Genomic DNA, 23,369 nt, shown 5'->3' on the forward strand with positions numbered 1-23,369 from the left:
GTCTCCGGGGAGCCTATGCGGATTTCCGGAGCACCGGCAAAGCGCCGCGCCGGGCCGCACGGGCCGAGTCACCGCAGCGTGGGAAGGCTCTAGGGCGGTCGAGCGTTCAGCCGAGCGCGCGCGGATGCGCGGTGGCGTAGACCTCTCGCAGCGTCGTGACCGTGACGAGCGTGTACACCTGGGTCGTGGTCACCGAGGCGTGGCCGAGCAGTTCCTGCACCACGCGGACGTCCGCGCCGCCCTCCAGCAGGTGGGTCGCGAACGAGTGGCGCAGGGTGTGCGGCGACACCGCGGCGGTGATCCCGGCTCGCTCGGCGGTGTCCTTGAGCACCTGCCACGCGCTCTGCCGGGAGAGCCGGCTGCCGCGGGCGTTGAGGAAGATCGCCGAGGCGCCCCGGCCGTTCGCGGCGAGCGCGGGGCGGGCCCGGACCAGGTACGCGTCGAGTGCTTCCAGCGCGGGACGGCCGATCGGCACCAGCCGCTGCTTGCCGCCCTTGCCGTCGAGCAGGACGGTGCGCTCGGTGTCGTCCACATCGTCCACATCGAGCCCGACGGCCTCGGAAATCCGGGCTCCGGTCGAATAGAGCAGTTCCAGCAGCGCACGGTCGCGCAGGGCGCGTTCGCCGTCCGGCGGCGGAGTGTCGAGCAGCTTGAGGACGTCCCCGACCGGCAACGCCTTGGGCAGCCGCTTCGCCGCGGCGGGCGGGCGGACGTCGCGGGCCGGGTCGTGTTCGGTGAGCCCGTCCGCGTGCGCGAACTTGTGCAGCCCGCGCACCGCGACCAGCGCCCGCGCGGCCGACGACGCTGCCAGCGGCTGGTGTTCTTCGTCGCCCTCGCGCAGCGCGGCTCCGAACGACGTGACGTGCGCGGGCGTGACCTCGGTCAGCCGCACGATCCCCGCCGCTTCCAGATGGGCGGCGTAGCGGCGGAGGTCGCGCGAGTAGCTGTCGAGGGTGTTGCGGGCAGTGCCGCGTTCGACGACGAGGTGGTCGAGGTACGTGGCGATCGCGCCCCGCACCTCGACCCTCGCGTCATTCACGCCGCCACTCTAGGACGGCGCACCGGCAGAATCCGGAAATTCAGCCCTCGGCCAGTCGGCGAGCGAACCGCGAAGGCCGGTCCCGCCACGGCGCGTCGGCCGGGCGCGTCGCCGCCGCGCCGGTCAGCACCGCGTGCGCCGAGAGCACTCCCGACACGGTCGCCCCGTTGACCAGCTCGCCGGAAAGGGCCATCCGGACCGCCTCGGCGAGCGGGAACTTCCGCACCACCAGGTCGGCCTCCTCCTCGCCGAGCACCTCGCGGTCCACTTCGGACAGATCGCGCGCGAGGAAGACCCGCACCACCTCGTCGGTGAACCCGGGCGAGGCCGCGACGTCGACCAGGGTTTCCCAGCGGGCCGCGGCCAGCCCGGATTCCTCGGCCAGCTCGCGCTTCGCCGCCTCGACCGGCTCCTCCCCCGGGTGGTCGATCAGCCCGGCGGGCAGCTCCCACAGCCTGCGCCCGAGCGGATGCCGGTACTGGTGCACGAGGGTGACGTTGTCCTCGCTGTCCAGCGCCGCGATCACCACCGCGCCGAGATGTTCGACCACCTCGCGTTGGGCGGTTTTCCCGCCGGGCATCACGACGTCGTCGACCCGGAGGCCGACGACGCGTCCCACGTGGACGACCGTGCTGCCGGCGACGGAGAACTCGTGCGTGCCGGGCGCGCTCACCGAGCCGCCACGGGCGTTTCGGGCAGTTCGACCGGGAGCCGCTCGGCGACCTTGCGGTCCACGACGGCCTTCACGAACGCGCTGAACAGCGGGTGCGGCCGGGTCGGGCGGCTCTTCAGCTCGGGGTGCGCCTGGGTGCCCACGAAGAACGGGTGCACGTCCGCGGGCAGTTCGACGAACTCGACCAGCCGGTCGTCCGGCGAGGTGCCGGAAAAGACCAGGCCCGCGTCGCCGATCTGCTTGCGGTAGGCGTTGTTCACCTCGTAGCGGTGCCGGTGCCGCTCGGACACTTCGGTGCCGCCGTACGCCTTGGCCACCTGCGAACCGGCCTTGAGCTTCGCCGGGTACGCGCCGAGCCGCATCGTGCCGCCCATGTCCCGCTCCCCCGCGACGACGTCGCGCTGGTCGGCCATGGTCGAGATCACCGGGTGCTGGGTGTTCTCGTCGAACTCGGCCGAGTTCGCGTCCTCGATGCCCGCCAGGTTCCGGGCGCTCTCGATGACCATGCACTGCAGGCCGAGGCACAGCCCCAGCAACGGCACGCCGTGCGTGCGCGCGTAGTGGATCGCGCCGACCTTGCCCTCGATGCCGCGGATGCCGAACCCGCCCGGGATCAGCACACCGTCCACATCGGACAGCACGGACGCCGCGCCGGATCCGGTCTGCGCGTCGTCCGAGGCGACCCAGACGATCTCGACCTTGGCGCGGTGCGCGAACCCGCCCGCGCGCAGCGCCTCGGTGACCGAGAGGTACGCGTCCGGCAGGTCGATGTACTTGCCCACCACGGCGACCCGGACGATCTCGCTCGGGTTGTGCACGCGGTCGAGCAGGTCGCCCCACACCGTCCAGTCGACGTCCCGGAACGGCAGGCCCAGCCGGCGCACCACGTACGCGTCGAGCGCCTCGCCGTGCAGCACCTTCGGGATGTCGTAGATCGAGCGCGCGTCCGGGCAGGCGATGACCGCCTCGGTGTCGACGTCGCACATCAGGCCGATCTTGCGCTTGAGGTCGTCCGGGATCTCCCGGTCCGCGCGGCACACCAGCGCGTCCGGCTGGATGCCGATGTTGCGCAGCGCGGCGACCGAGTGCTGGGTCGGCTTGGTCTTGAGCTCGCCGGAGGGGGCGAGGTAGGGCACCAGCGACACGTGCAGGAAGAAGCAGTTCTCCCGGCCGACGTCGTGGCGCACCTGGCGGCACGCCTCGAGGAACGGCAGCGACTCGATGTCGCCGACCGTGCCGCCGACCTCGGTGATCACCACGTCCGGCGCGACGCCGTTCTCGTCCGGCCCGGCCGCGGCGGTGATCCGCGCCTTGATCTCGTCGGTGATGTGCGGAATCACCTGGACGGTGTCGCCGAGGTACTCGCCGCGGCGTTCCTTGGCGATCACCTCCGAGTACACCTGTCCGGTGGTGACGTTCGCCTTGCCGTCGAGAGAGCGGTCGAGGAAGCGCTCGTAGTGCCCGATGTCGAGATCGGTCTCGGCGCCGTCGTCGGTGACGAACACCTCGCCGTGCTGGAACGGGTTCATCGTCCCGGGGTCGACATTGAGGTACGGGTCGAGCTTCTGCATCGTGACGCGAAGTCCGCGCGCGGTGAGCAGCTGTCCGAGGCTGGACGCCGTCAGACCCTTACCCAGAGAGGAGGCCACGCCTCCGGTGACAAAGACATACTTGGTAGCCCGCGACTGAAGTCCCACGGGCCGCCAGCATATCCCACTCCCGGCAGATCGCTCGCCGACGCCTCTTCCCGGCGCGGCGGAATCGGTTCACCCGCCCCGCGCTAGGCTGCGCGGCGTGCCGAACATCCGCGATGACCACTGGACCGCCCCGGCCGCGGGCGCCTCGCTGGACGCCGCGGTGCGCGTCCCCGGATCGAAGTCGATCACCAACCGGGCCTACGTGCTCGCCGCGCTCGCGGGCGCCCCCACGCGGGTGCGCCATCCGCTCGATTCGCGCGACACCCGGCTGATGCTGGCCGCGCTCGCCTCGCTGGGCGCGCTTTCGGAAGAGACCATCGACGGCTTCCTCGTCCACCCGCTCGGCACCATCAGCGGGCGCGGCGACGAAACGGCCGTCACCCTCGGCAACGCCGGAACTGTCGCCCGTTTCACGCCCGCGCTCGCCACGCTCGGCGACGCGTCGGTGCGGTTCGACGGCGACGAGGCGATCCGCCGCCGCCCGATCGACCCGCTGCTGGCCGCGCTGCGCAAGCTCGGCGCGCGGATCGACGACGGCGGGCGCGGTGCGCCGCCGTTCACCGTGCACGGCACCGGCGGGTTGCGCGGCGGCCGGGTGGATCTCGATTCGTCGGCCTCCAGCCAGTTCCTGTCCGCGCTGCTGCTCGCCGGTCCGGCGTTCGAGCAGGGCGTCACGGTGCGGCTGGTCGGCGGTGCCCCGCCGAGCGAACCGCACATCGCCATGACGCTGGACATGCTGCGCCGGTTCGGGGCCGCTGTGGACCGTTCCGGCACGGAATTCCGTGTGGAGCCGGCGAAACTGTCGTGCCCGGAGTACGTCGTGGAGCCGGACCTGTCCACCGCGGCCCCGTTCGTGGCCGCCGCGGTCGTCGGCGGCGGGACGGTCCGGGTGCACGGCTGGCCGAAGCAGACCACCCAGCCGGGCGACTGGCTGCGCGGCCTGGTGGCCGAACTGGGCGCGAAGGCGACGCTGGACGACGACGGCCTGGTCGTCACCGGCGGCGGCGCGTTCCCCGGCATCGACCTCGATCTGCACGAGGTCGGCGAACTGACCCCGGTCGTCGCGGCGATGCTGTGCTTCGCCGAGAGCCCGTCGAGCATCACCGGCGTCGCGCACCTGCGCGGCCACGAGACCGACCGGCTCACCGCGCTGGCGACCGAGCTGTCCGGTCTGGGCGCGGGCGTCACCGAACTTGAAGACGGCCTGGAAATCACTCCGGCCCCGATGCACGGCGGCGTTTTCCGCACTTACGAGGACCACCGGCTGGTGATGGCCGCGGCGGTACTGGGCCTGCGCGTGCCCGGTGTGCTGGTCGAGAACCCGGAGACGGTCGGCAAGACGTTCCCGAAGTTCGTCGAGACGTGGAGCGACGCCGTCAGCTGAGCAACCGGCGGACCTCGTCGGCCACCACCTCGGGTTCGGTGACCGGCACCAGATGCCCGGACTTCTCCGCGATCCGGTGCCGTCCTCCGGAGGAAACTCGTTGCGCGTGCGCGGCATTCGCCTCCGCGCGCAGGGCGGCGTTCATCCCGTCCCCGGCCCGGCCGCCGGACACGACCGTCACCGGGCAGTCGCCCGGTGCGGGCGGATCCGCCCGCCAGGTCTCCAGTTCGTCGAGGAAGGTCCGCGCCTGCTCGGTCTGGGTGCGCAACACCTGCGGTGTAAAGCCTTCTCGCACCAGGTCGCGCCGGACGTCTTCGGGAACCGCCCGCACCATGGGCCGGTACAAGAACTTCAGCAAACCGGTCGCCGCGAGGATCCGGCCGGTGCGCAGCAGCTTCCGTTCGAGGCCGCGGAATCGAGGCGAGAACACCACTTCCGCCGCCTCGTCGGTCGGGTCGACCAGGACCAGTCCCGCGATTTTCGCCGAGGTCCGCGACGCGGCGAGCCGCACGATCGGCCCCCCGGCGCTGTGCCCGGCGAGCACGTACGGCCCCGGCCCGAAGTGGCGCAGCACGTCGACGAGATCGTCGGCCATCCGGTCCAGCGTGCGCCCGGACGGATCCGGCGCGCTGCGGCCGAGCCCGGACCGGTCGTACACCACCGCCCGCGCGAACTCGCCGACCAGCGGCTGCACGAGCCCCCACGACGATCGGCTCGCCGCCGCACCCGCCTCGAACACGACCGTCGGCCCGGAGCCGGGACCGGGCAGCACCATCGCGTACAGCCGCCGTCCGTCCCTTGTGAACACCCACTCCGGCTCGCCCTGCACGTGTGACACCGGCGACCCCCTCCGCTCGAAGTTAGGGTCACCTTACCCGCGGGATGTCGTGCGTGCTGGCACCGGTTAGAACCGGCATCCCCCCTCACGAGGCCCAGCTCAGCCCGCCGGTCGCTCGTCCCGCTCGTCGTCCCCGAACAGGTCGCGCAGCGTCACCGCGCGGTTGACCCGGACGTGCTCGGCGGCGTACTCGCGCGCCCGCTCCACGTCGCCGGATCCGATCGCGTCCACCAGGCGGCGGTGCTCGTCGAGCAATGCGTCCCAATGCTCGTTCTGGCTGGTCAGCCAGCGCAGCTGACCTTCGAGCGGATGCAGCATCGTGGTGAGCAGCCGGTTGCCCGCGATGGCGATGATCTCGTCGTGCAGCCTGCTGTTGACCTCCGAAATCCGCGCACCGTCGCCACCCTGGGTGACCCGCGCGGACTCGGCGAGCAGCCGCTCCAGCCGCCGCATCTCCGGCTTCCCGGCCCGTTCCGCGGCACGCGCGGCGGCCAGGCTCTCCAGCGCCTCCCGGACGTCGAACAGCTCCTCGACATCCGCTCGCGCCAGCTGCCGCACCACCACCCGCCGGGGCGAGGGCACGACCACGAAGCCCTCGGACTCCAGGCTGCGGATCGCCTCGCGCACCGGCACCCGCGACACCCCGAGATCCTCGGCCAATTCGCGCTCGACCAGCCGGTCCCCCGGCTTCAGCCGTCCGGTCAGGATCCGTTCCCGCAGCTCGTCGAGCACCCGGGCGCGCGTCGCCGCGAGCGGCGGCCGGCCCTCCGTGGCGCCCACCTGTCCCCCTCTCGCCGACCTCGGACATCGCCGAGTTTATCGGGAAGAGGGTTGACGCAGCAGCCGTCCGGCGCGATATTGGGATCCCAAGTTTGGGATCCCAAAGCTGCCGGCACGTCGACCGGAGGTCAGCGATGACGCACGCCCCGTCCACCGAAACCAGCGCGGACGTCCAGCCGGAACCCGATCCTCGGCTGTGGAACGAGGACCTCGCGCCCGCCAAGGAACGGCGCTGGAAGGTGTACGACATCTTCGCGCTCTGGATGTCGGACGTGCACAACCTCGGCAACTACACCTTCGCCGCCGGGCTGTTCGTGCTCGGGCTGTCGGCGTGGCAGGTGTTCACCGCGCTGCTGTTCGGGTTCGTGGTCATCTTCTTCGGGATGAACCTGATGGGCCGGATCGGCCAGCGCACCGGCGTCCCGTTCCCGGTGGTGGCGCGGATCAGCTTCGGCACGTTCGGGGCGAATCTTCCCGCGCTGATCCGCGCGGTGATCGCGATCTTCTGGTACGGCATCCAGACCTACCTCGCGAGCGTCGCGATCACCCTGCTCGTGCTGGCGATCGACCCCGGCCTGAAACCGTTGACCGAGCACGGTTTCCTCGGCCTGCACGCGCTCGGCTGGATGTGCTTCGTGGCGCTGTGGCTGGTGCAGGCGCTCGTGCTGACCCGCGGCATGGAGGCGGTGCGGAAATTCCAGGACTGGTGCGGCCCGCTGATCTGGATCGTGATGATCGCGCTCGCGGTCTGGATCCTCGCCGCGAGCCACTGGCACATCTCGTTCACCAGCAGCCCGCGGCACCTCTCCGGCGGCGAGCAGGTGCGGCAGTGGTTCGGCGCGGCCGGGCTGATCCTGTCCACCTACGGCACGCTGATGCTCAACTTCTGCGACTTCTCCCGCAACGCCCCGGACCAGAAAACAGTGCGGCGCGGCAACTTCTGGGGCCTGCCGGTGAACTCGACGGCCTTCGCGCTGCTGTCGGTGATCGTCACCGCGGGCAGTCTGCAAGTGTTCGGCGAGGCGATCACCGACCCGGCCGAACTGCTCGCCCGCGTGCACAACACCCCGGTGCTGATCATCGGCGCGCTCACCTTCGCCATCGCCACCATGGGCGTCAACATCGTCGCGAACTTCGTCTCCCCCGCCTACGACCTGGCCAACATCTGGCCCAAGCGGATCTCGTTCACCGTCGGCGGGATGATCAGCGCCGTCGCCGCGCTGTGCGTGCTGCCGTGGAAGCTGTACTCGTCGCCGGTGGTGGTCAACTACTTCCTCGGCGGGCTCGGCGCGTTCCTCGGGCCGCTGTTCGGGATCATGGTCGTCGACTACTACCTGATCCGCCGCGGCAAGGTCGAGGTCGCGCAGCTGTTCGTGCGCGACGGCAAGTACCCCAAGGTGAATCCGCGCGCGATGGCGGCCTTCTTCCCGTGCGCCGTGCTGTCCGCGGTGGTCGCGCTGGTGCCGTTCTTCGCACCGGCCGCACCGTATTCCTGGTTCCTCGGCACCGCTAGCGCCGGATTGCTCTACTACGCCGTTTCACACCGCCAGCGGAGGGCTTGATGCGGATCCTCGTCACCAACTGCAACACCACCGAGGCCATGACGAAGGAGATCGAGGCCGGGGCGCGGGCGGCGGCCAGCCCCGGCACCGAGATCGTCGCCTTGACGCCGAAGTGGGGCCCGGAATCGGCGGAGGGCTGGCTCGACAGCTTCCTGTCCGCGGCGGCGGTGCTGGACCTGTTGCGCACCACCGGGGAAACGTTCGACGCGGTCGTCCTCGCCGGTTTCGGCGAGCACGGCCGCGAGGGCGCGCGCGAACTGCTGGACGTGCCGGTGGTCGACATCACCGAGGCCGCGGCACATCTCGCCGGGCTGCTCGGCCGCCGGTACGGCGTGGTGACGACCTTGGACCGCGCCTGCGGGCTGATCGAGGACAGCCTGCACTCGGCCGGAGTGGACCGGAACTGCGTCGCGGTCGTCGGCACCGGGCTCAGCGTGCTGGAGCTGCGCGACGCGGAACGCGCGGAATCAGCCCTGCTCACCGCCGGATTGCGGGCTCGCGACGCCGGCGCCGAGGTGCTCGTGCTCGGCTGCGCCGGGATGACCGGGCTGGACCGCACGATGTCGGCGATGCTCGACGTCCCGGTGGTCGACGGGGTCGCCGCCGCGGTCCGGCTCGCGGAATCCCTGGTGGCGCTGGGATTGCGCACCAGCCGGGCCGGGTCCTACGCCCGCCCCCTGGACAAACACCGCACCTGGCCCGGTGCCTGAAGCAGCTCCGCGGTCCGTGAAGGGAACCCTCATTGACTCTGATTCCCTCACGGCTCTCGCTGCGAAGTCGCGGTGGCACCTCAGGCCGAGGCGCGCACCGGCACCCGGGCGCGCCCGGTCAGCGCCTTGCTCCACGGCAGCCGCCGCAGCACCTCGACGATCGCGAAGGTCAGCGCCACCGTCGCCGGGTACGCCACCAGCGTCGTCCACGGCGCGCCGTAGCGGTCGCCGACGAAGACGAACAGCGGGTCCAGCAGCGCGATCGCGATCGGGTGGGTCAGGAACACCGCGAACGACCGGTTCACCGCCCAGGACACGAACCGCCCGCCGCGCTGGCTGCTCTCCGCCCAGCGCGCGCCCGCCAGGTAGATGCCGGCGATCACCGCGACGAACCACGGGATCAGGTACGGGCGGAAGGCGTCCGACGCCATCTCCGGCCACTCGCCGAAGCGGACACTCACGAAGTAGCCGGCCTCCGCGAGCGCGAGCCCGCCCGCCATCGCCAGCAGGACCCAGCGCGCATGCGTGCGCAGCCAGGCGTGCACCGCCTCGAAGTGCAGCGCCGCCGCGGCCCCGAGCAGCATGTAGAACTGGTACACGAGGAAAGTCGCGAAGAAGTTGCTGACAAAGCCGTAGCCCAGCGCCGCGGGCGGGTAGCTCATGAAGATCGCGACCGCCACCTGGACCGCGCCGGACACCGCCAGCACGGTCCACGGACGGCGGCGGATCAGGTCGAACATCGTGGCCAGCAGCGGGAACAGCAGGTACACCTGCAGCGTCACCAGCATGAAATACATGTGGTACCAGGCGTTCCCGGTGAGCAGGTCCAGCCCGAGCGTGCGCAGCTGCGCGCCGGCGGACCCGAACGGCTGCTCCGAGGTGATCAGCGAGTAGACCCGGTAGATGACCGTCCAGGTCACATACGGCACCGCGACCAGAGGGAACCGCCTGCGCCAGAACTTCCCGGTCCGCACCGGCCGGTCCCGGTAGCCGAACACGAGCACGAACGCGGTCAGCGCGAAGAACGCCTCGCGGGTCAGGTGCAGCGGCGTCTGGATCGCGTCGGCGACGATGTCCTGCTGATAGGTCGTGGAGCCGATCACGTGGATGAGGATGACCAGGGCGAACGTGACGACCCGGTACGCATCGAGCTGACGCAGGTGCGGCGATCGGGCGGGCGCCGGCTCGCCGGAACGGACGAGCGGGATCTCGGTAGTGGTCATCGTTCGGCCGTGCTCCCGGGGTCGTTGGCGCTCATGGTGCCAGGCTCTCGTGCGCAGCTGTGAACCACCCATGATCTTCCTGAGACCCGGCTGATGCCGCGCGGGACGGGTGTCGGATCAGCCACACCCGTACGGGTGAACCGGTGCCCCGCAGTGGTCCGGACCACTCGCCCCGCTTGGAACAGGCCGTTCGTCGGGCCTTTCCGGACACTTCATCACAAAACACCCAGGCTCGGAAATTGGTCTAGTCCACAGTATTGACTCCGGCTGTGCCCTGGTTCACATTCGACTACGGGCCGGCCCCCGCTCCTGCAGTGATCACCCGATGTCCGACGCTTGCCGCGCATTCCGGTGCGGCAGGCGGACTTCGCTTGTGCGAGGGAGAACCCTTATGCCCCACCGGACCTTGAGACCGCTGGCCGTGGCCTGCGCCGCCCTGGCCGCCGTGGTCGTGGCCGGTCTCACCATCCTGGCCCGGCCCGCCCCGGCCACCGCGACGCCCGCGCCCTCCTCGGGAGGCCTGCGCATCGCCTACTTCGACCAATGGAGCATCTACCAGAACGCCTACTACCTCAAGAACGTCGACAAGATCGCCGACAACATCGACTACCTGCTCTACGACTTCGAGAACATCGACCCGAACAACCTCACCTGCTTCGAGACGACCAAGGCGACCACTCCCGACCCGGGCGGCGAGGACGACCCGAACGCGGGCGACGGCGCGGGCGACCAGTTCGCCGACTACCAGAAGTCGTTCGGCTCGGACATCAGCGTCGACGGCTCCGCCGACACCTACAACATGCCGATCGTCGGCAACTTCCACCAGCTGCAGGAGCTCAAGGCCCGGCACCCGAACCTGAAGGTGCTGCTGTCGCTCGGCGGCTGGACCTACTCGAAGTACTTCTCCGACGCCGCGGCCACGGACGCCTCGCGCAAGAAGTTCGCGAGCTCCTGCATCGACATGTTCATCAAGGGCAACATCCCCAACGCGGGCGGCTTCGGCGGCCCCGGCACCGCCGCGAACATCTTCGACGGGTTCGACATCGACTGGGAGTACCCGGCGCACCCCGGCGGCCACACGGGCAACCACTACAGCCCCAGCGACACCCAGAACTTCACCTCGCTGCTCGCCGAGTTCCGCGGCCAGCTCGACGCGCTGGGCAAGCACTACGCGCTCTCGGCCGCCCTGCCCGGCGGCCAGGACAAGATCGCGAAGATCCAGACCGACAAGATCCACCAGTACATGGACTTCGCGGACCCGATGACCTACGACATGCACGGCGCGTGGGACAAGACCGGTCCGACGAACTTCCAGGACCCGCTCTACCCCTCGCCGAACGACCCGTCCCCGACGATCCCGCCGGGCACCGAGAAATACACCATCGACCAGGTGATGAAGGCGTACACGCAAGGCGATCCGGCGTATGGCATCCCCGGCGGGTTCCCGGCGGCGAAGCTGACCCTGGGCATCCCGTTCTACTACCGGGGCTGGACCGGCGTTCCGGCGGGCCCGAACCACGGGCTGTACCAGACCGCCACCGGTCCGTCCGCTCCGCATCCGTTGAGCGGCAACGTTCCCGGCGTCGCGATGTACAAGGAACTCTCCGGCGTGGTCGACAACCCGGCGGACACGTTCTGGGACCCGGCAACGCAATCGGCGTGGTTCTACGACGGGACGAGCTTCTACGGCGGTTCGTCGAAACAGTCGATCAAGGCGCGCACCGATTACATCCATTGCAACGGCCTCGGCGGCGCGATGATGTTCTCGCTCTACGACCTTGATCCGAACTCGACACTGTTCCACGCGGTCGTGGACGGGCTCGCCGCGCCGACGGAGGGCTGCTCCGGCCCGCCGCCGACCACCCCGACGACGCCCACCACCCCCACGACCCCGACCACGCCGACGACCCCGACCACGCCCACGACCCCGCCGGGCGGCCAGTGCACGGCAGCGGCTTGGGACACCGGCAAGGTCTACAACGGCGGCGCGGTCGTGTCGTACGACAACCACACCTGGACGGCGAAGTGGTGGACGCAGGGCGAGCAGCCCGGCACCTCGGACGTCTGGACGGACAACGGAGCCTGCTCCGGCGGCGGCGGTCCCACGACCGCGTGCCCGGCGGCGTGGAACACCTCCCAGTCCTACAACGCCGGCGCGGTGGTGTCCTACAACGGCCACCGCTGGTCCGCGAAGTGGTGGACGCGGGGCGAAACGCCCGGCAGCGCGTCGGCCTGGGCCGACAACGGCACCTGCTGACCTCGCGGCAGGCGCAGGAATAACGGCGGCGGCACCGGATTCTCCACCCCCAGGGGAACCCGGTGCCGCCGCATTGCCTGCGACGAATCAGCGGCGGCAATGGATTCCCCACCCCCGAAGGGAACCAGCCGCCGCGGCGCCCGCGAACAAGTCAGCGGCGGTACCCGGATTCCCCCACCCCAAAGAGAACCAGCCGCCGCGATGCCCGCGGACAAGTCGGCGGCGGTACCGGGTTTCCTCACCCACGAAGGGAATCCGGTACCGCCGCCGGCTGTTGTGCGGGAGGCGAAAGTCTCTCGTTCAGTTCCCCGAAGCAGTCACGCCCGGCGCGATCGCCTGCGCGTTGCCCGCGATGCCGTACCGTCCCGAACCGCCGTTGAGCTGTTCCTGCAACGCCAGGATCGTCGCGACCCGGCCTGCCGCCGAGTCCGCGTTGTCCACAGTGGACAGAATCGACGTGGCCGAGGTGTCCGCGCGCACCACGCCGATCGGGCCGGTGCCCTCCGCGGAACCCGGGTCCCCGGCGAGCACCGCGCCCGCGCCGGAACGGTCCATCTGCGCGGCGAACCGTGCGATCGTCGCGGCCCGGTCCCCCGCGCCGTCGCCGGTCTGCTGGGCTCCGGTCAGCACGATCGCCAGCTGCGCGGGCTGCACGCCCTGGCTCGGCTTCACGAAACCGCCGTCGGTCAGCCCGCCGAGCGCGGCGGCGAGTTCGTCGCCGCTCGACTGCGGTTTCGCGCTCGCCTTGTCCAGCAGCAGCGTGGAACCCAGCAGCGCGCCGGCGAGCGTGCCGGAGTCGCCCGCGGTCGGGAACTTCGCCCCGGCCGGCTGCAGCCGCGTGACGACGTCGCGCAGCTGGTCGGCCTTGGCCGGGTCGGTGAACGCGTCGGTCAGCTGCAGTTCGCCGGTCACCGACGCGCCGGACTGGCCGACGAGCTTCTTGAGCGCGTCGCGGTCGGCCGGGCGCGCGTCCTGCGTGGTGACGATGACGACGCTGCGCTTGTCGAGCGCGCCCGCGACGACCTTCGGGCCCATCGTCCCGGCGAACGCGTCCGCGTCGGACAGCCGCGCGTTGAGCGAGTTGCGCTGCGCTTCGAGATCGGCGACCTGCGTGCCGAGGTCTTTCTTCTGGTCCGCGAGCCCGGACAGCAGCGAACCGTTGAGCGCGGTCGAGCCCAGCACCACGCCGACGGCCAGCGCCAGGAAGCACGCGGTGATGGAAACGATGTGGTATCGCAGGGAAATCACGTGAAGAGACCCTTCACCCAGGCGACGAACGTGGACCAGGTGTGCTGGATCCACTCGAGATAGACGGAGCCGACGTCGGAGACCAGCAGCGCGGCGATGACGACGACGATCGCGGCGAGGACCAGCAGCGCGACCGCGCCGAGCGACACCCTGGCCCGGTGCAGCGTCGCGACGGCCTTGCCGTCGACCAGCTTCGTGCCGAGCTTGAGCCGCGTGAGGAACGTGGACGGGTTCGACCCGGACCGGCCGTGGTCGAGGAATTCCCGCAGCGTGGCCTGGAATCCGACGGTGACCACCAGGCTCGCGCCGCGCGCGTCGGCCAGCAGCAGGGCAAGGTCCTCGGCGTTGCCGGACGCGGGGAAAGTGACCGCGCCGATGCCCAGGTCCTGGATGCGCTCGACGCCCGGCGCGTGCCCGTCCGGCTGCGCGGGGACGACGACCTCGCCGCCGCTGCGCAGCGTCGCGGTGCCGATCCCGGTCGGATCGCCGACCATGACGTCGGGCTGGTAGCCCTGCGCACGCAGGGTGTCCGCGCCGGCGTCCACGCCGATCAGCACCGGCCGGTGCTCGCCGATGTACTTCTTGAGCTTCTTGAGGTCCTCGGCGTGCCCGTTCCCCGCGGCGACGACCAGCACGTGCCGGTCGCGCACCGGGACCTTCAGCTCCGGCACGCCGACGCCGTCGAGGATCAGCGTCCGCTCGCGGCGCAGGAACTCGATCGTGTTGGCGGAGAAGGCTTCCAGCTGGGTCGACATCCCGGCCTTGGCCTCGATCATCTGGTCGGCGACGCTTTCGGAGGTCTGCTCGACCCCGGTCGCCAGCTGCCGCTCCCCCAGGTACACCGCGCCCTCGTGCACGCGCAGTTTCGTGCCGTCCTTGACGCTGCGCAGCAGGTCCCCGCCGACCGAGTCGACCAGCGGGATGCCCGCCGCCACCAGGATTTCCGGGCCGAGGTTGGGGAACCGGCCGGAAATCGAGGGGGAGGCGTTGACCACCGCGGCGACCTCGGCGGCGACCAGCGCGTCGGCCGTGGCCCGGTCGAGGTCGAGCTGGTCCAGCACGACGATGTCGCCGACGCTGACCCGGCGCAGCAGCTCCCGCGTGCGCCGGTCGACCCGCGCGACACCGATGACGCCGGGGAGGGCTTCTTGGTTCCGCGCGAGAAGACCAGTGAGCTTCATGTGGCTGATGGTGACAAATTTGTGCCTGGCTGCGGAGCCGACGCGCCGAAGCGGACATGACTCGTTGTGGTGAGCCAGGTCGCGCGAGGTGGGCGAGCCGGGGTTAACTGTCCGGTCCGCCCGCCTCGAAATCGAGGGTGGACCAGGGGCTCGCGGGATCGTTCAGCAGCCGGTGGCGGACGCGGGCGGCCGAAACGTATTCCGGCCCGAATTCCTCGCCGTCGAGCGCGAGCAGCCTGCCCAGCACGTATCCGGTGGACAGTTCCGCCCAGGAACCGTGGTAGCGCCGGGCGATCGCGCCCGCCTCCAGCACCATCAGTTCCGCGGTGAGCGCGTCGCAGTACCCGACCGCCAGCCCCCAGCGCGCCAGTTCGACCGCGCGCCCGACGTCCCAGCCGATGATGCTGTCCACCACGCCGTCCGGCGCGAGCAGGCCGTCGGCGCGGAACCGCTGTTCGTACCGGACGATCCGGCGCACCGCGTCGACGAGCGGCCCGGCCTGGTCCTCGGCGTCGTTGTCGGCGCACCACTGCCGGACCAGCTCGACCCAGCCGTAGACGTCCAGCGCCAGCCCGCTGCGGGCGCGCAGCACGAGCACGAGGTTTCCGGTGGTGAGCTGGTAGGAATCGCCGAGCAGCCGGTCCATCGCGGCCCGCCAGCCCGCCGCGTCCGCGACGCCCCACCAGTCGCGCAGGCCGCGGACCTCGGCGACGTAATCGTGGTAGCGCGCGTCGAGGACGTTCCACGGTTCGGCCGACAGCACCGCCTGGTGCGCGCCGCAGGCGAGCGCGTGCGCGACCGGACCGTCGAGAAGTCCGTACCGGGCCGTGTAAAGCCGCTCGACCTGCTGCTCCACCGCGGTGACCCGGTGCGGGTTCGCGGCGACCCAGGGCAGCACGGCCGTCGCGCTCACCCGCCATTCGCCGAGCGTGCCGCGGTTGAAGACGACCTGTTCCTCTTGGCCGAGACCGTGCGTGGCCCAGTCGAGGTCGCCGCTGAGGAACACCACGTCCGCGCCGAAATCCGGCAGCGCGCCGCGCGTGAACACCTGCAGCGACGGTTCGCCGCCGTGCGCGCAGCAGACTTTCGCGGGCGACCAGGTCCGGTCCTGCGCGAGCCGCCGCGCCTCGTCCCGGTGGATCGGCACGAACAGCTCCTCGTCGCCGAGGAGTTCGAGGAAGCGGTCGAGATCGTCCTCCCGCCGCGCGCGGGCGAGTTCGGCTTCGACGTCGGCCAGCGTGGCCCAGGTCATGGAATCCGCCTCAGCCCCTCTTCGCGCGCTTGCGCTTCGCGCCGGTGTTCTTCGCTTTGTCTTTCTCGGCCGTGGCAAGCAGTTCCTCCGCGTGCGCGCGGCCGGTCTCGGTGCTGTCCATGCCGGCGAGCATCCGGGCCAGCTCGCGCACCCGGTCGTCCTGGTCGAGCGTTTTCACGCCGCTGCGCGTGACGCCGCCGCTGGTTCCCTTGTCCACCACCAGATGCTGGTCGGCGAACGCGGCGACCTGCGGCAGGTGCGTGACCACCAGGACCTGGTGCGTGCGCGCGAGCCGCGCCAGCCGCCGTCCGATCTCGACCGCGGCCCGGCCGCCGACCCCGGCGTCGACCTCGTCGAACACCAGCGTCTGCACCGTGTCCGCGTGCGCCAGCACGACCTCGATCGCCAGCATCACCCGCGACAGCTCACCGCCCGAAGCCGCCTTGTGCACCGGCAGCGGCGGCGCGCCGTTGTGCGCCCGCAGCAGCAGTTCCACTTCGTCGACGCCGTCCGGACCCGCGTGCACGGCGTGTCCGTCGATCGCGAGCGCCTGCCGGTCGCCGTGCTCGGCCGGACGCTGTTCGACGGTGATCTCCAGCTCCGCCTGGCCCATCGCGAGGCCCGACAGCTCCTTGGTGATCGCCGTCGCCAGTTCCGCGGCCGCCTTGCCGCGCGCGGCCGAAACCTCGGTGGCGTGCGCGACCAGCTGCACTGCCAGCTCGTCCCGGCGCAACGCCAGCCCGGCCAACGCCTCCTCGGACGTGTCCATCGATTCGAGCCGCCGCCGCGCGTCTTCAGCCCACGCCAGCACCCCGTCGACATCCGCGGCGTACTTGCGGGTGAGCCGCTTGAGATCGGCCTGCCGCGCGAGCACCTTCTCCAGCAGCGCCGGGTCGGCGTCCAGGTTCTCGACGTAGCTGCCCAGCTCCGCGCCGACGTCGCTCAGCAGCGTGGAGGCTTCCTCCAGCCGCGGCACGAGGTCGCGCAGCGCGGAGTCCTCCGCCGGAGCGAGCCGCCGCACCGCCTCGCCGACCAGGCCGAGCGCGCCCGGAGCGTCCGGATCGCCGTCCTGCGCGCCGGACACCGCCGCGTGCGCCTCGGTGGCCATGGCGCGGAGTTCGTCGACCGCGGCGAGCCGTTTGATCTGCTCGGTGAGCTCGACGTCCTCGCCCGGTTCAGCAGCGACCGCGTCGATCTCGTTCAGCCCGTGTTTCAGCAGGTCCGCCTGCTGCGCCATCTCGCGGGAGCGGGTGGAGCGCTCGCTCAGCTCGGTGATCACGGCCAGCCATTCCTCGCGGACCTGGCGGTACGCGGCGAGCGGCCGCCCGACGTCCTCGCCGGCGAACCGGTCGATCACCGCGCGCTGCTCGGCCGGGCGCAGCAGCCGCAGCTGGTCGTTCTGCCCGTGCACGGCGATCACCTGCTCGGACAGGTCGGACAGCACCCCGACCGGCACCGACCGGCCGCCGAGGTGCGCCCGCGAGCGTCCGTCGGCCGAGACCGTGCGCAGCGCGATGACGCTGCCGTCCTCGTCGACGTCGGCCCCCGCGTCGGTGACGATGCGGGCGGCCGCGTCGTCCTTGCCCACGGTGAACCGGCCCTCGACGAATGCCTTCAGCATCCCGTTCCGGACCTTCGACGCCTCGGCCCGTCCGCCCGAGAGCAGATGCAGCCCGGTGACGACCATGGTTTTGCCCGCACCCGTCTCACCGGTGACCACGGTGAAGCCCGCGTGCAGTTCCAGCAGGGCTTCCTCGATGACTCCGAGGCCCTGGATGCGCATCTCGGCCAGCACGACGCATACGGTAGCGGCCCGCACCGACGTTCTGTGCGTCCGAGGTGCGCTAACTCTTCTTTTCGCTGGTCGAACACTTGTGCGGGCGCGTCGCGGATCAGCTGCCCTGGCGCTCCCCGCCGCGCCGGTCCCGCCAGCTGCGCACCGGCAGGCCGAACTTGTACACCAGCCGATCGGTGAACACGCCGTCCCACAGCCGGACCAGCCGCACCGGCCGCTTGCCGCACACGACGCGCACCAGCGCGCCCGGCGGCAGATCGAACGACCGCAGCCCGTCGCAGGTCAGCGCCGCTTTCGGGCCCTTCGGGTCGATGCCGACGGTGATCACCGACTGGGGCGAGACGACCAGCGGACGGGAGAACATCGCGTGTGCGTTGCTCGGCACCACGAGCAGCGCCTCGACGTCCGGCCACAGCACCGGGCCGCCCGCGGAGAAGGCGTACGCGGTGGAACCGGTCGGCGTCGCGCACAGCACGCCGTCGCAGCCGAAGGACGACACCGGGCGGCCGTCGACCTCGATCAGCGCGTCGAGCACCCGCTCGCGGCTGAACTTCTCGACGCTGGCCTCGTTGAGCGCCCAGGTCCGGTAGATCTCCGTGCCGTCGGCGGCGACCGTGACGTCGACCGTCATCCGGTCCTCGACGTGGTAATCGCGGTCGACGACGCGCTGCACGGCGTCGGCGAGCGCGTCCGAATCGGCTTCGGCGAGGAAGCCGACGCGGCCGAGGTTCACGCCGAGCACCGGCACCTCGGCCGGACGGGCGAGTTCCGCCGCGCGCAGCAGCGTCCCGTCGCCGCCGAGCACGAACACGAGTTCGGCCCCCTCGGCCGGATTGTGCTCGGGCGCGACCACGGTGCACGGCTTCGCCATGCAGCCGTCCGGGTCGATCAGCTGGAGGACGTCCTCGTCGAGCACGCGCAGCCGGATCCCGGCCTTGGCGAACCGCTGGGACACCTCGCGGGCGGCCTCCCGGGTGGTGTCCCGGTCCGGGTGCACCACGAGGAGCACTTCACGTTCGGCGGTCACTGGGGTCCTTCCTGGACTGCGGTGCGCACGAGCCGTTCGGCGTCGTCGCCGCCCGCGTCTTCCGGCTCCGTTTTGCGGAGCCACACGAAGTATTCGACGTTCCCGGAGGGCCCGGGCAACGGGCTCGCGACGACCCCGCGCAGCGACAGGCCGAGCTTCGCGGCTTCGGCGAGCACGCCCAGCACGGACGCGACGCGCAGTTCCGGATCGCGCACGACGCCGCCGCTGCCGAGCCGGTCCTTGCCGACCTCGAACTGCGGTTTGACCATCGGCAGCAGATCCGCGCCGTCGCGCGCGCATTCGGCGAGCGCGGGCAGCACAAGCTTGAGCGAGATGAAAGACAGGTCGCCCACGACGAGATCCACCTGGCCGCCGAGGACCTCCGGCGTCAGATTGCGGACGTTCGTGCGGTCGAGGACGACAACGCGGTCGTCGGTCCGCAGCTTCCAGTCGAGCAGCCCGCGCCCGACGTCGGCGGCGATGACCTTGTCGGCGCCGCCCCGCAGCAGCACATCGGTGAACCCGCCGGTGGACGCGCCCGCGTCGAGACAGCGGCGGCCTTCGACGGTCAGCCCGTCGGGACCGAAACGCTCAAGCGCGCCGAGGAGTTTGTGCGCGCCGCGCGACGCCCAGCCCGGGTCGTCCTCGTCCTTCACGACGATCGGCGCGTCGTTTTCCACGCCGGTGGCGGGTTTCGTGGCGACCATGCCGCGCACGGCGACCTTGCCGCCGGTGATGAGCGCGGAGGCTTGTTCGCGGGAGCGCGCGAGTCCGCGCCGCACGAGTTCCGCGTCGAGCCTGGCCCGTTTGGCCACGCCGGTCAGACCTTGTCGATGCTGGACAGGGCCACGGTCAGCTCGGTGTGCACGGCCTCGAACCGGTCCACGTGCTCGGCGGGCGGCAGCGTGTCGAGGTCGTCGAGCCCGGCGACGGCCTCGTCGATGCCCGCCCGCGGGTCAGTCTGCTGCGGGCCGGGTCCGGGGATCGGCGGGGGTCCGGGAACCGGCCGCGGAACGTTCGGGTGCACAGCCCCAAACTACCAGTCAGGCCAGCCCGAGCCCGGTCACTGCCGCCGCGGCCGCGTCGCCGTCCGCGCGCACCTGCGAGACCCCGGTGCGCCACGCCGCATCGCACAGCGCGCGCAGCAGGTCGAGCTTGTCGCCTTCGCCGCGGACGGTCAGCGCATCTTTTCCGCTGTCTTCGCTGATCTCCCACCCGGTTTGCTTGCCGACGCGCAGTTCGTCCATCGGTTGTGTGAGCGCGGTGAGGTCGGCGCCGAGATGAGTCGGCCGTTCCGCCGGAATCGCGGTGAGCAGCGTCGCCGGAGTCGCGATGCCGGTGAGGACGCACAGCGAGTCGAGCCCCGCCGCGACCGCACCCGCGATGTCGGTGTCGAGCCGATCCCCGACCACCAGCGGACGCTTCGCCTTCGCCGACCGCGCGGCCGTCTCGAACAACAACGGCTTCGGCTTTCCCGCGACGACCGGCTCCGCCCCGGTAGCGATCCGGAGCGCCCCGACCATCGACCCGTTGCCCGGCATCAGCCCGCGCTCGGTCGGCAGCGTGCTGTCGGTGTTCGTGGCGACCCACAGGCCGCCCGCCCGGATCACGATGCTCGCCTCGGCGAGGTCCGCCCATCCGGTTTCCGGCGAATGTCCTTGCACCACTGCGGAAACGCCGTCGCCCGCGGTCCGCACCGGCTCCAGTCCCGCCGCGGAGATCTGGTCGCCGAGCGAGGCGGTGCCGACGATGAGCACCTTCGCCCCGGCCGGCAGCCGGTCCCGGAGGAGCCCGGCTGCCGCCTGAGCGCTCGTGTGCACCTCTTCGGTGTCCGCGGAGATCCCGAGGTCCCGGAGATGCTCCGCGACCGCAGACGGGGCCTTGGAGGCGTTGTTGGTCACGAACCGGACCGCCGTGCCCAGCTCGCGCACGGCGGTCACGGTTTCCGCGGCCCCCTCGATCACCTGCGGCCCGTGGTAGACGGTGCCGTCGAGATCGAACAGCAGCGCGTCGTAGGCCACGTCAGTCATCCGACTCGCTGGATCCGTCCGCCTCGATCGTTTCCGCCTCGCTCGTTTCCGCCTCGTTCGCCAGGTCCGCGGCCCGCTCGGCGGCGTCGGTCTCGTCCTCGGCGTCGGCCTCCGCGGCGTTGAGGAACCACTGCACCGCCTCTTCCTTGCGCCCGGCAGCATCGAGGTTGTCGGCGTACGCGTAGAACAGGCGCGCGCTCCACGGATCGCGCTTGCCCGCCTGGAGGTCCGGCCCCTGCAACGACACGACCGCCGCGTCCAGCTGTCCGAGATCGCGCCGCGCACCCGCCGCGACGATCGCCAGCTCGACCTGGGTCGACTTCGTGAGCCGTTCCTTGTCGGTCTCCTTGGCGAGGTCGAGGGCGCGCTCCGGACGGCCGAGCGCGCGCTCGGCGTCCGCGATGATCGCGATGTGCTCGTCGCTGCGCGTCATCCGCCGGACGGCGCGCAGTTCGGACAGCGCTTCCTGCCAGTTGCCCGCGTGGTAGGCGACCAGCCCGAGCCCTTCGCGGACGATCGGCACCCGCGACGCCTTGGTCTTCGCGTACCGGGCGTGCTCGAGCGCGGCCTCCGGGTCCTCGTCGACCAGCCCGCCCGCGGCGACCAGATGCTTCCCGACGGTCTCCGCGAGCCCCTTCGGCAGGGTCCGCAGCTCCCGGCGGACTTCTTCGTCGAGGTCGGAGAACTCGATGTCCTCAGGCAGTTCCGGCGCTTCGAGCAGCTCACGGGCGAGTGCCGCGTCCTGCTCCTCGGCCGTCGCCGGCCGCTTGGCGCGAGGACGGTCGTCCCTGCGGTCACCACGGCTGTCCCTGCTGCCACGGTCGTCACGCTCCCGGCGATCTTGCCGCTCGTCCCGGCTGCCCTGCGGCTGTTCCTGGCTCTCAGCGGCCTGGACGCTCTCGCCCCGGTCCCCCGCAGCCGACTCGACGTCCGCGGCACCCGAGCCCGCAGTCACCTCGCCGGCCGCCGCGGTCTCCTCGACCTCGTCCCGCCGCCCGCGGACACCCTCGTCCTGACGGTCGTTCCGGAATCCGCCGCCGCGCTGGTCCTTGCGGAACCCGCCCGAGCGCTCGTCCCGGCGATCCCCGCCAGGTCGCTTGTCACCGGCCCGGTCATCGCGACGGAATCCGCCGGACCGCTCGCCCCGGTAGCCCCCCTCGTCCCGGCGCTCGTTCCGGTATCCGCCGGACCGGTTCCCGCGGTAGCCGCCCTCGTCCCGCCGCTCGTTCCGGTAACCGCCGGACCGGTCGTCGCGCCGATCCCCGCGGTAGCCGCCCTCGTCGCGGCGGTCATTGCGGAACCCGCCGGACCGGTCGTCCCTGCGGTCGTCGCGCCGTTCACCGCGGAACCCGCCCGAACGGTCGTCCCGCCGGTTGTCGCGGAACCCGCCGGAGCGGTCGTCCCGGCGATCCCCGCGGTAGCCGCCCTCGTCCCGGCGGTCATTGCGGAACCCGCCCGGACGGTTGTCACGGCGCTCGTCGCGCTCGTTGCGGAACCCGCCGTCGCGCCGGTTCCCGCCGGACCGGTCGTCCCGGAATCCGCCGGAACCCCGGTTCCCGCCACGGAATCCGCCCTCACGCGAGCCGCGGTCGTCCCGGTCCCGGAAGCCGCCCGGCTTGCCGCCGCGATCATCCCGGTACCCGCCGGGCTTGCCGCCACGATCATCCCGAAAGCCGCCGGGCTTGCCGCCACGATCGTCGCGGTACCCGCCGCGCGCCTCGCGATCGCCGGGCTTGCCGCCCCGGTTGTCGCGCTCGCCGTACCCGCCGCGGCGGTCGTTGTCGCGGAATCCGCCGGATCCGCGCCGATCGTCGCGGTATCCGCCGCCCTGAGAGTCCTTGCCGCGATATCCGCCTGGCCCGCGCCGGTCGTCGTTCCAGCGCCCGCCGGACCGCTCCCCGTACGAGGACTTGCCCTGCGGCCGCCCGCCGCGATCGCCGTAGGACTTCCCTTCCGGACGCCCCGAACGATCGCCGTAGGACGACTTGCCGGGCCCGCCGGAGCGCTCGCCGTAGGAGGAGCGTCCCTCGGGACGTCCGGAGCGGTCGCCGTAAGACTTGCCTTGCGGACGGTCGAACTCGCGCTTGCCGCGGGGGCGGAAGTCGCGGTCGTCGTCGCGTTTCCCGGCGTATCCGCGGTTCTCGCGGGGACCGTCGCCATGGCCGGGGCGGCCGGCGAACCCGCCCGACCCGCGTGCGCCGCGGTCGTCCCGCCGGGGCCGGCCCTGGTGGCTGTCCCGCCCGCCACGGTCCTGCCGCGCGCCGCGCCGGTCTCCCCGGGGCGCGTCGGACCGGCCGCCGCGGGAGTCCTGGTCGCGGCGAGCCGACCGACCGGACCCCTCATCCGCTGAGTCACGTCGACCGAACTCGGACACCTGGCCTCCTGCCATAGACAACTCTGGAATTCTGAAGACGACCCTCCGTACGAGGGCCGATTGACTATCCTACGGGCCCGTTCGGAGCAACCTCGCGCGGGCGGACCTGAGCCGCCTCGCGCGCTGCCCGAGCGGACGCGAACATGAGTCTGGGCCCCGGGAGAACCCGCGGGGGGTTCTCGGACCGGGGCCCAGACTTCTCAGGTTGAGTTCGGCGGTGTCCTACTCTCCCACAACCCTTCGGTTGCAGTACCATCGGCGCAGTCAGGCTTAGCTTCCGGGTTCGGAATGGGACCGGG

19 protein-coding genes and 1 rRNA gene are annotated in these 23,369 nt (G+C 71.4%); 4 read left to right on the forward strand and 16 right to left on the reverse strand.

Annotated elements, in window-relative coordinates; genetic code table 11:
* Positions 1 to 106: 106 nt before the first annotated feature.
* From xerD to BM362_RS42895, 3 genes are read right to left on the reverse strand one after another with little or no spacing between them, the layout of a single operon-like run.
* Complete coding sequence (gene xerD / locus BM362_RS42885) at positions 107 to 1,039, reverse strand: site-specific tyrosine recombinase XerD (RefSeq protein ID WP_093577031.1); 933 nt, start codon at positions 1,037 to 1,039, stop codon at positions 107 to 109.
* A gap of 40 nt (positions 1,040 to 1,079) precedes the next feature.
* Entirely contained in the window at positions 1,080 to 1,712 is a 633-nt protein-coding gene (locus tag BM362_RS42890; protein ID WP_067588994.1) for an NUDIX domain-containing protein, read from the reverse strand.
* Entirely contained in the window at positions 1,709 to 3,409 is a 1,701-nt protein-coding gene (locus BM362_RS42895; protein WP_067588992.1) for a CTP synthase, read from the reverse strand. Before BM362_RS42895 ends, BM362_RS42890 begins: the two co-directional genes overlap by 4 nt.
* 97 nt (positions 3,410 to 3,506) lie before the next feature.
* Between BM362_RS42895 and aroA the strand changes: the two genes are divergently transcribed.
* Entirely contained in the window at positions 3,507 to 4,793 is a 1,287-nt protein-coding gene (aroA, locus tag BM362_RS42900; RefSeq protein WP_093577032.1) for a 3-phosphoshikimate 1-carboxyvinyltransferase, read from the forward strand.
* On the opposite strand, the gene BM362_RS42905 is transcribed toward aroA, so the two are convergent.
* Both BM362_RS42905 and BM362_RS42910 read right to left on the reverse strand, forming a co-directional pair.
* The gene (locus tag BM362_RS42905; protein ID WP_093577033.1) at positions 4,786 to 5,631 is read right to left on the reverse strand and encodes an alpha/beta fold hydrolase; all 846 of its coding nucleotides are present in this window, start codon (positions 5,629 to 5,631) and stop codon (positions 4,786 to 4,788) included. The genes aroA and BM362_RS42905 overlap by 8 nt on opposite strands.
* Positions 5,632 to 5,730: 99 nt before the next feature.
* Positions 5,731 to 6,411 carry a GntR family transcriptional regulator gene (locus BM362_RS42910; protein ID WP_093577034.1) on the reverse strand — a complete coding sequence of 227 codons (681 nt, stop codon included), beginning with the start codon at positions 6,409 to 6,411 and terminating at the stop codon, positions 5,731 to 5,733.
* A 134-nt stretch (positions 6,412 to 6,545) separates the two neighbouring features.
* Here BM362_RS42910 and BM362_RS42915 point away from each other — a divergent pair, with 134 nt between their 5' ends.
* Positions 6,546 to 7,973 (forward strand): NCS1 family nucleobase:cation symporter-1, encoded by a 1,428-nt coding sequence (locus tag BM362_RS42915; RefSeq protein ID WP_093577035.1) that lies wholly within the window; start codon positions 6,546 to 6,548, stop codon positions 7,971 to 7,973.
* Positions 7,973 to 8,683, forward strand: a complete 711-nt coding sequence (locus BM362_RS42920) for an aspartate/glutamate racemase family protein (protein ID WP_093577036.1) — start codon at positions 7,973 to 7,975, stop codon at positions 8,681 to 8,683. The genes BM362_RS42915 and BM362_RS42920 overlap by 1 nt, the downstream gene beginning before the upstream one ends.
* Positions 8,684 to 8,763: 80 nt before the next feature.
* Here the strand turns inward: BM362_RS42920 and BM362_RS42925 are convergent, their stop codons facing one another.
* Positions 8,764 to 9,906, reverse strand: a complete 1,143-nt coding sequence (locus tag BM362_RS42925) for an acyltransferase (protein ID WP_067588982.1) — start codon at positions 9,904 to 9,906, stop codon at positions 8,764 to 8,766.
* A 391-nt stretch (positions 9,907 to 10,297) separates the two neighbouring features.
* Between BM362_RS42925 and BM362_RS42930 the strand changes: the two genes are divergently transcribed.
* Entirely contained in the window at positions 10,298 to 12,163 is a 1,866-nt protein-coding gene (locus tag BM362_RS42930) for a glycosyl hydrolase family 18 protein (protein WP_093577038.1), read from the forward strand.
* A gap of 300 nt (positions 12,164 to 12,463) precedes the next feature.
* On the opposite strand, the gene BM362_RS42935 is transcribed toward BM362_RS42930, so the two are convergent.
* From BM362_RS42935 to rrf, 10 genes are all read right to left on the reverse strand, one after another.
* Positions 12,464 to 13,411 (reverse strand): copper transporter, encoded by a 948-nt coding sequence (locus BM362_RS42935; RefSeq protein WP_067588978.1) that lies wholly within the window; start codon positions 13,409 to 13,411, stop codon positions 12,464 to 12,466.
* Complete coding sequence (gene steA, locus BM362_RS42940) at positions 13,408 to 14,592, reverse strand: putative cytokinetic ring protein SteA (RefSeq protein ID WP_093577039.1); 1,185 nt, start codon at positions 14,590 to 14,592, stop codon at positions 13,408 to 13,410. Before steA ends, BM362_RS42935 begins: the two co-directional genes overlap by 4 nt.
* A gap of 103 nt (positions 14,593 to 14,695) precedes the next feature.
* Positions 14,696 to 15,844: a DUF1266 domain-containing protein gene (locus BM362_RS42945; protein WP_167545657.1), complete on the reverse strand. Its 1,149-nt coding sequence runs from the start codon at positions 15,842 to 15,844 to the stop codon at positions 14,696 to 14,698.
* Between the two features lie 10 nt (positions 15,845 to 15,854).
* On the reverse strand, positions 15,855 to 17,639 hold the full coding sequence (recN, locus tag BM362_RS42950; protein ID WP_167545658.1) for a DNA repair protein RecN: 1,785 nt from the start codon (positions 17,637 to 17,639) through the stop codon (positions 15,855 to 15,857).
* 97 nt (positions 17,640 to 17,736) lie between these two features.
* On the reverse strand, positions 17,737 to 18,666 hold the full coding sequence (locus tag BM362_RS42955; RefSeq protein ID WP_067588972.1) for an NAD kinase: 930 nt from the start codon (positions 18,664 to 18,666) through the stop codon (positions 17,737 to 17,739).
* On the reverse strand, positions 18,663 to 19,481 hold the full coding sequence (locus BM362_RS42960) for a TlyA family RNA methyltransferase (RefSeq protein ID WP_067588970.1): 819 nt from the start codon (positions 19,479 to 19,481) through the stop codon (positions 18,663 to 18,665). The genes BM362_RS42955 and BM362_RS42960 overlap by 4 nt, the downstream gene beginning before the upstream one ends.
* Before the next feature lie 5 nt (positions 19,482 to 19,486).
* The gene (locus tag BM362_RS42965) at positions 19,487 to 19,693 is read right to left on the reverse strand and encodes a hypothetical protein (RefSeq protein ID WP_009079580.1); all 207 of its coding nucleotides are present in this window, start codon (positions 19,691 to 19,693) and stop codon (positions 19,487 to 19,489) included.
* A 16-nt stretch (positions 19,694 to 19,709) separates the two neighbouring features.
* The gene (locus BM362_RS42970) at positions 19,710 to 20,696 is read right to left on the reverse strand and encodes an HAD-IIA family hydrolase (RefSeq protein ID WP_067588968.1); all 987 of its coding nucleotides are present in this window, start codon (positions 20,694 to 20,696) and stop codon (positions 19,710 to 19,712) included.
* Positions 20,689 to 23,070, reverse strand: a complete 2,382-nt coding sequence (locus tag BM362_RS49735; protein WP_244287471.1) for a hypothetical protein — start codon at positions 23,068 to 23,070, stop codon at positions 20,689 to 20,691. The genes BM362_RS42970 and BM362_RS49735 overlap by 8 nt, the downstream gene beginning before the upstream one ends.
* Before the next feature lie 209 nt (positions 23,071 to 23,279).
* Positions 23,280 to 23,369, reverse strand: a 5S ribosomal RNA gene (rrf, locus tag BM362_RS42980); the annotation flags it as partial.

The organism is Amycolatopsis rubida (assembly GCF_900115345.1).
GTDB lineage: Bacteria > Actinomycetota > Actinomycetes > Mycobacteriales > Pseudonocardiaceae > Amycolatopsis > Amycolatopsis rubida.

Bases quoted from the DNA above. Each gene is read 5' to 3' on its own strand.
- BM362_RS42915 (WP_093577035.1), top strand. From the start codon at position 6,546: ATGACGCACGCCCCGTCCACCGAAACCAGCGCGGACGTCCAGCCGGAA.
- BM362_RS42920 (WP_093577036.1), top strand. From the start codon at position 7,973: ATGCGGATCCTCGTCACCAACTGCAACACCACCGAGGCCATGACGAAG.
- BM362_RS42925 (WP_067588982.1), bottom strand. From the start codon at position 9,906: ATGACCACTACCGAGATCCCGCTCGTCCGTTCCGGCGAGCCGGCGCCC.
- BM362_RS42930 (WP_093577038.1), top strand. From the start codon at position 10,298: ATGCCCCACCGGACCTTGAGACCGCTGGCCGTGGCCTGCGCCGCCCTG.
- steA (WP_093577039.1), bottom strand. From the start codon at position 14,592: ATGAAGCTCACTGGTCTTCTCGCGCGGAACCAAGAAGCCCTCCCCGGC.
- BM362_RS42945 (WP_167545657.1), bottom strand. From the start codon at position 15,844: ATGACCTGGGCCACGCTGGCCGACGTCGAAGCCGAACTCGCCCGCGCG.
- BM362_RS42970 (WP_067588968.1), bottom strand. From the start codon at position 20,696: ATGACTGACGTGGCCTACGACGCGCTGCTGTTCGATCTCGACGGCACC.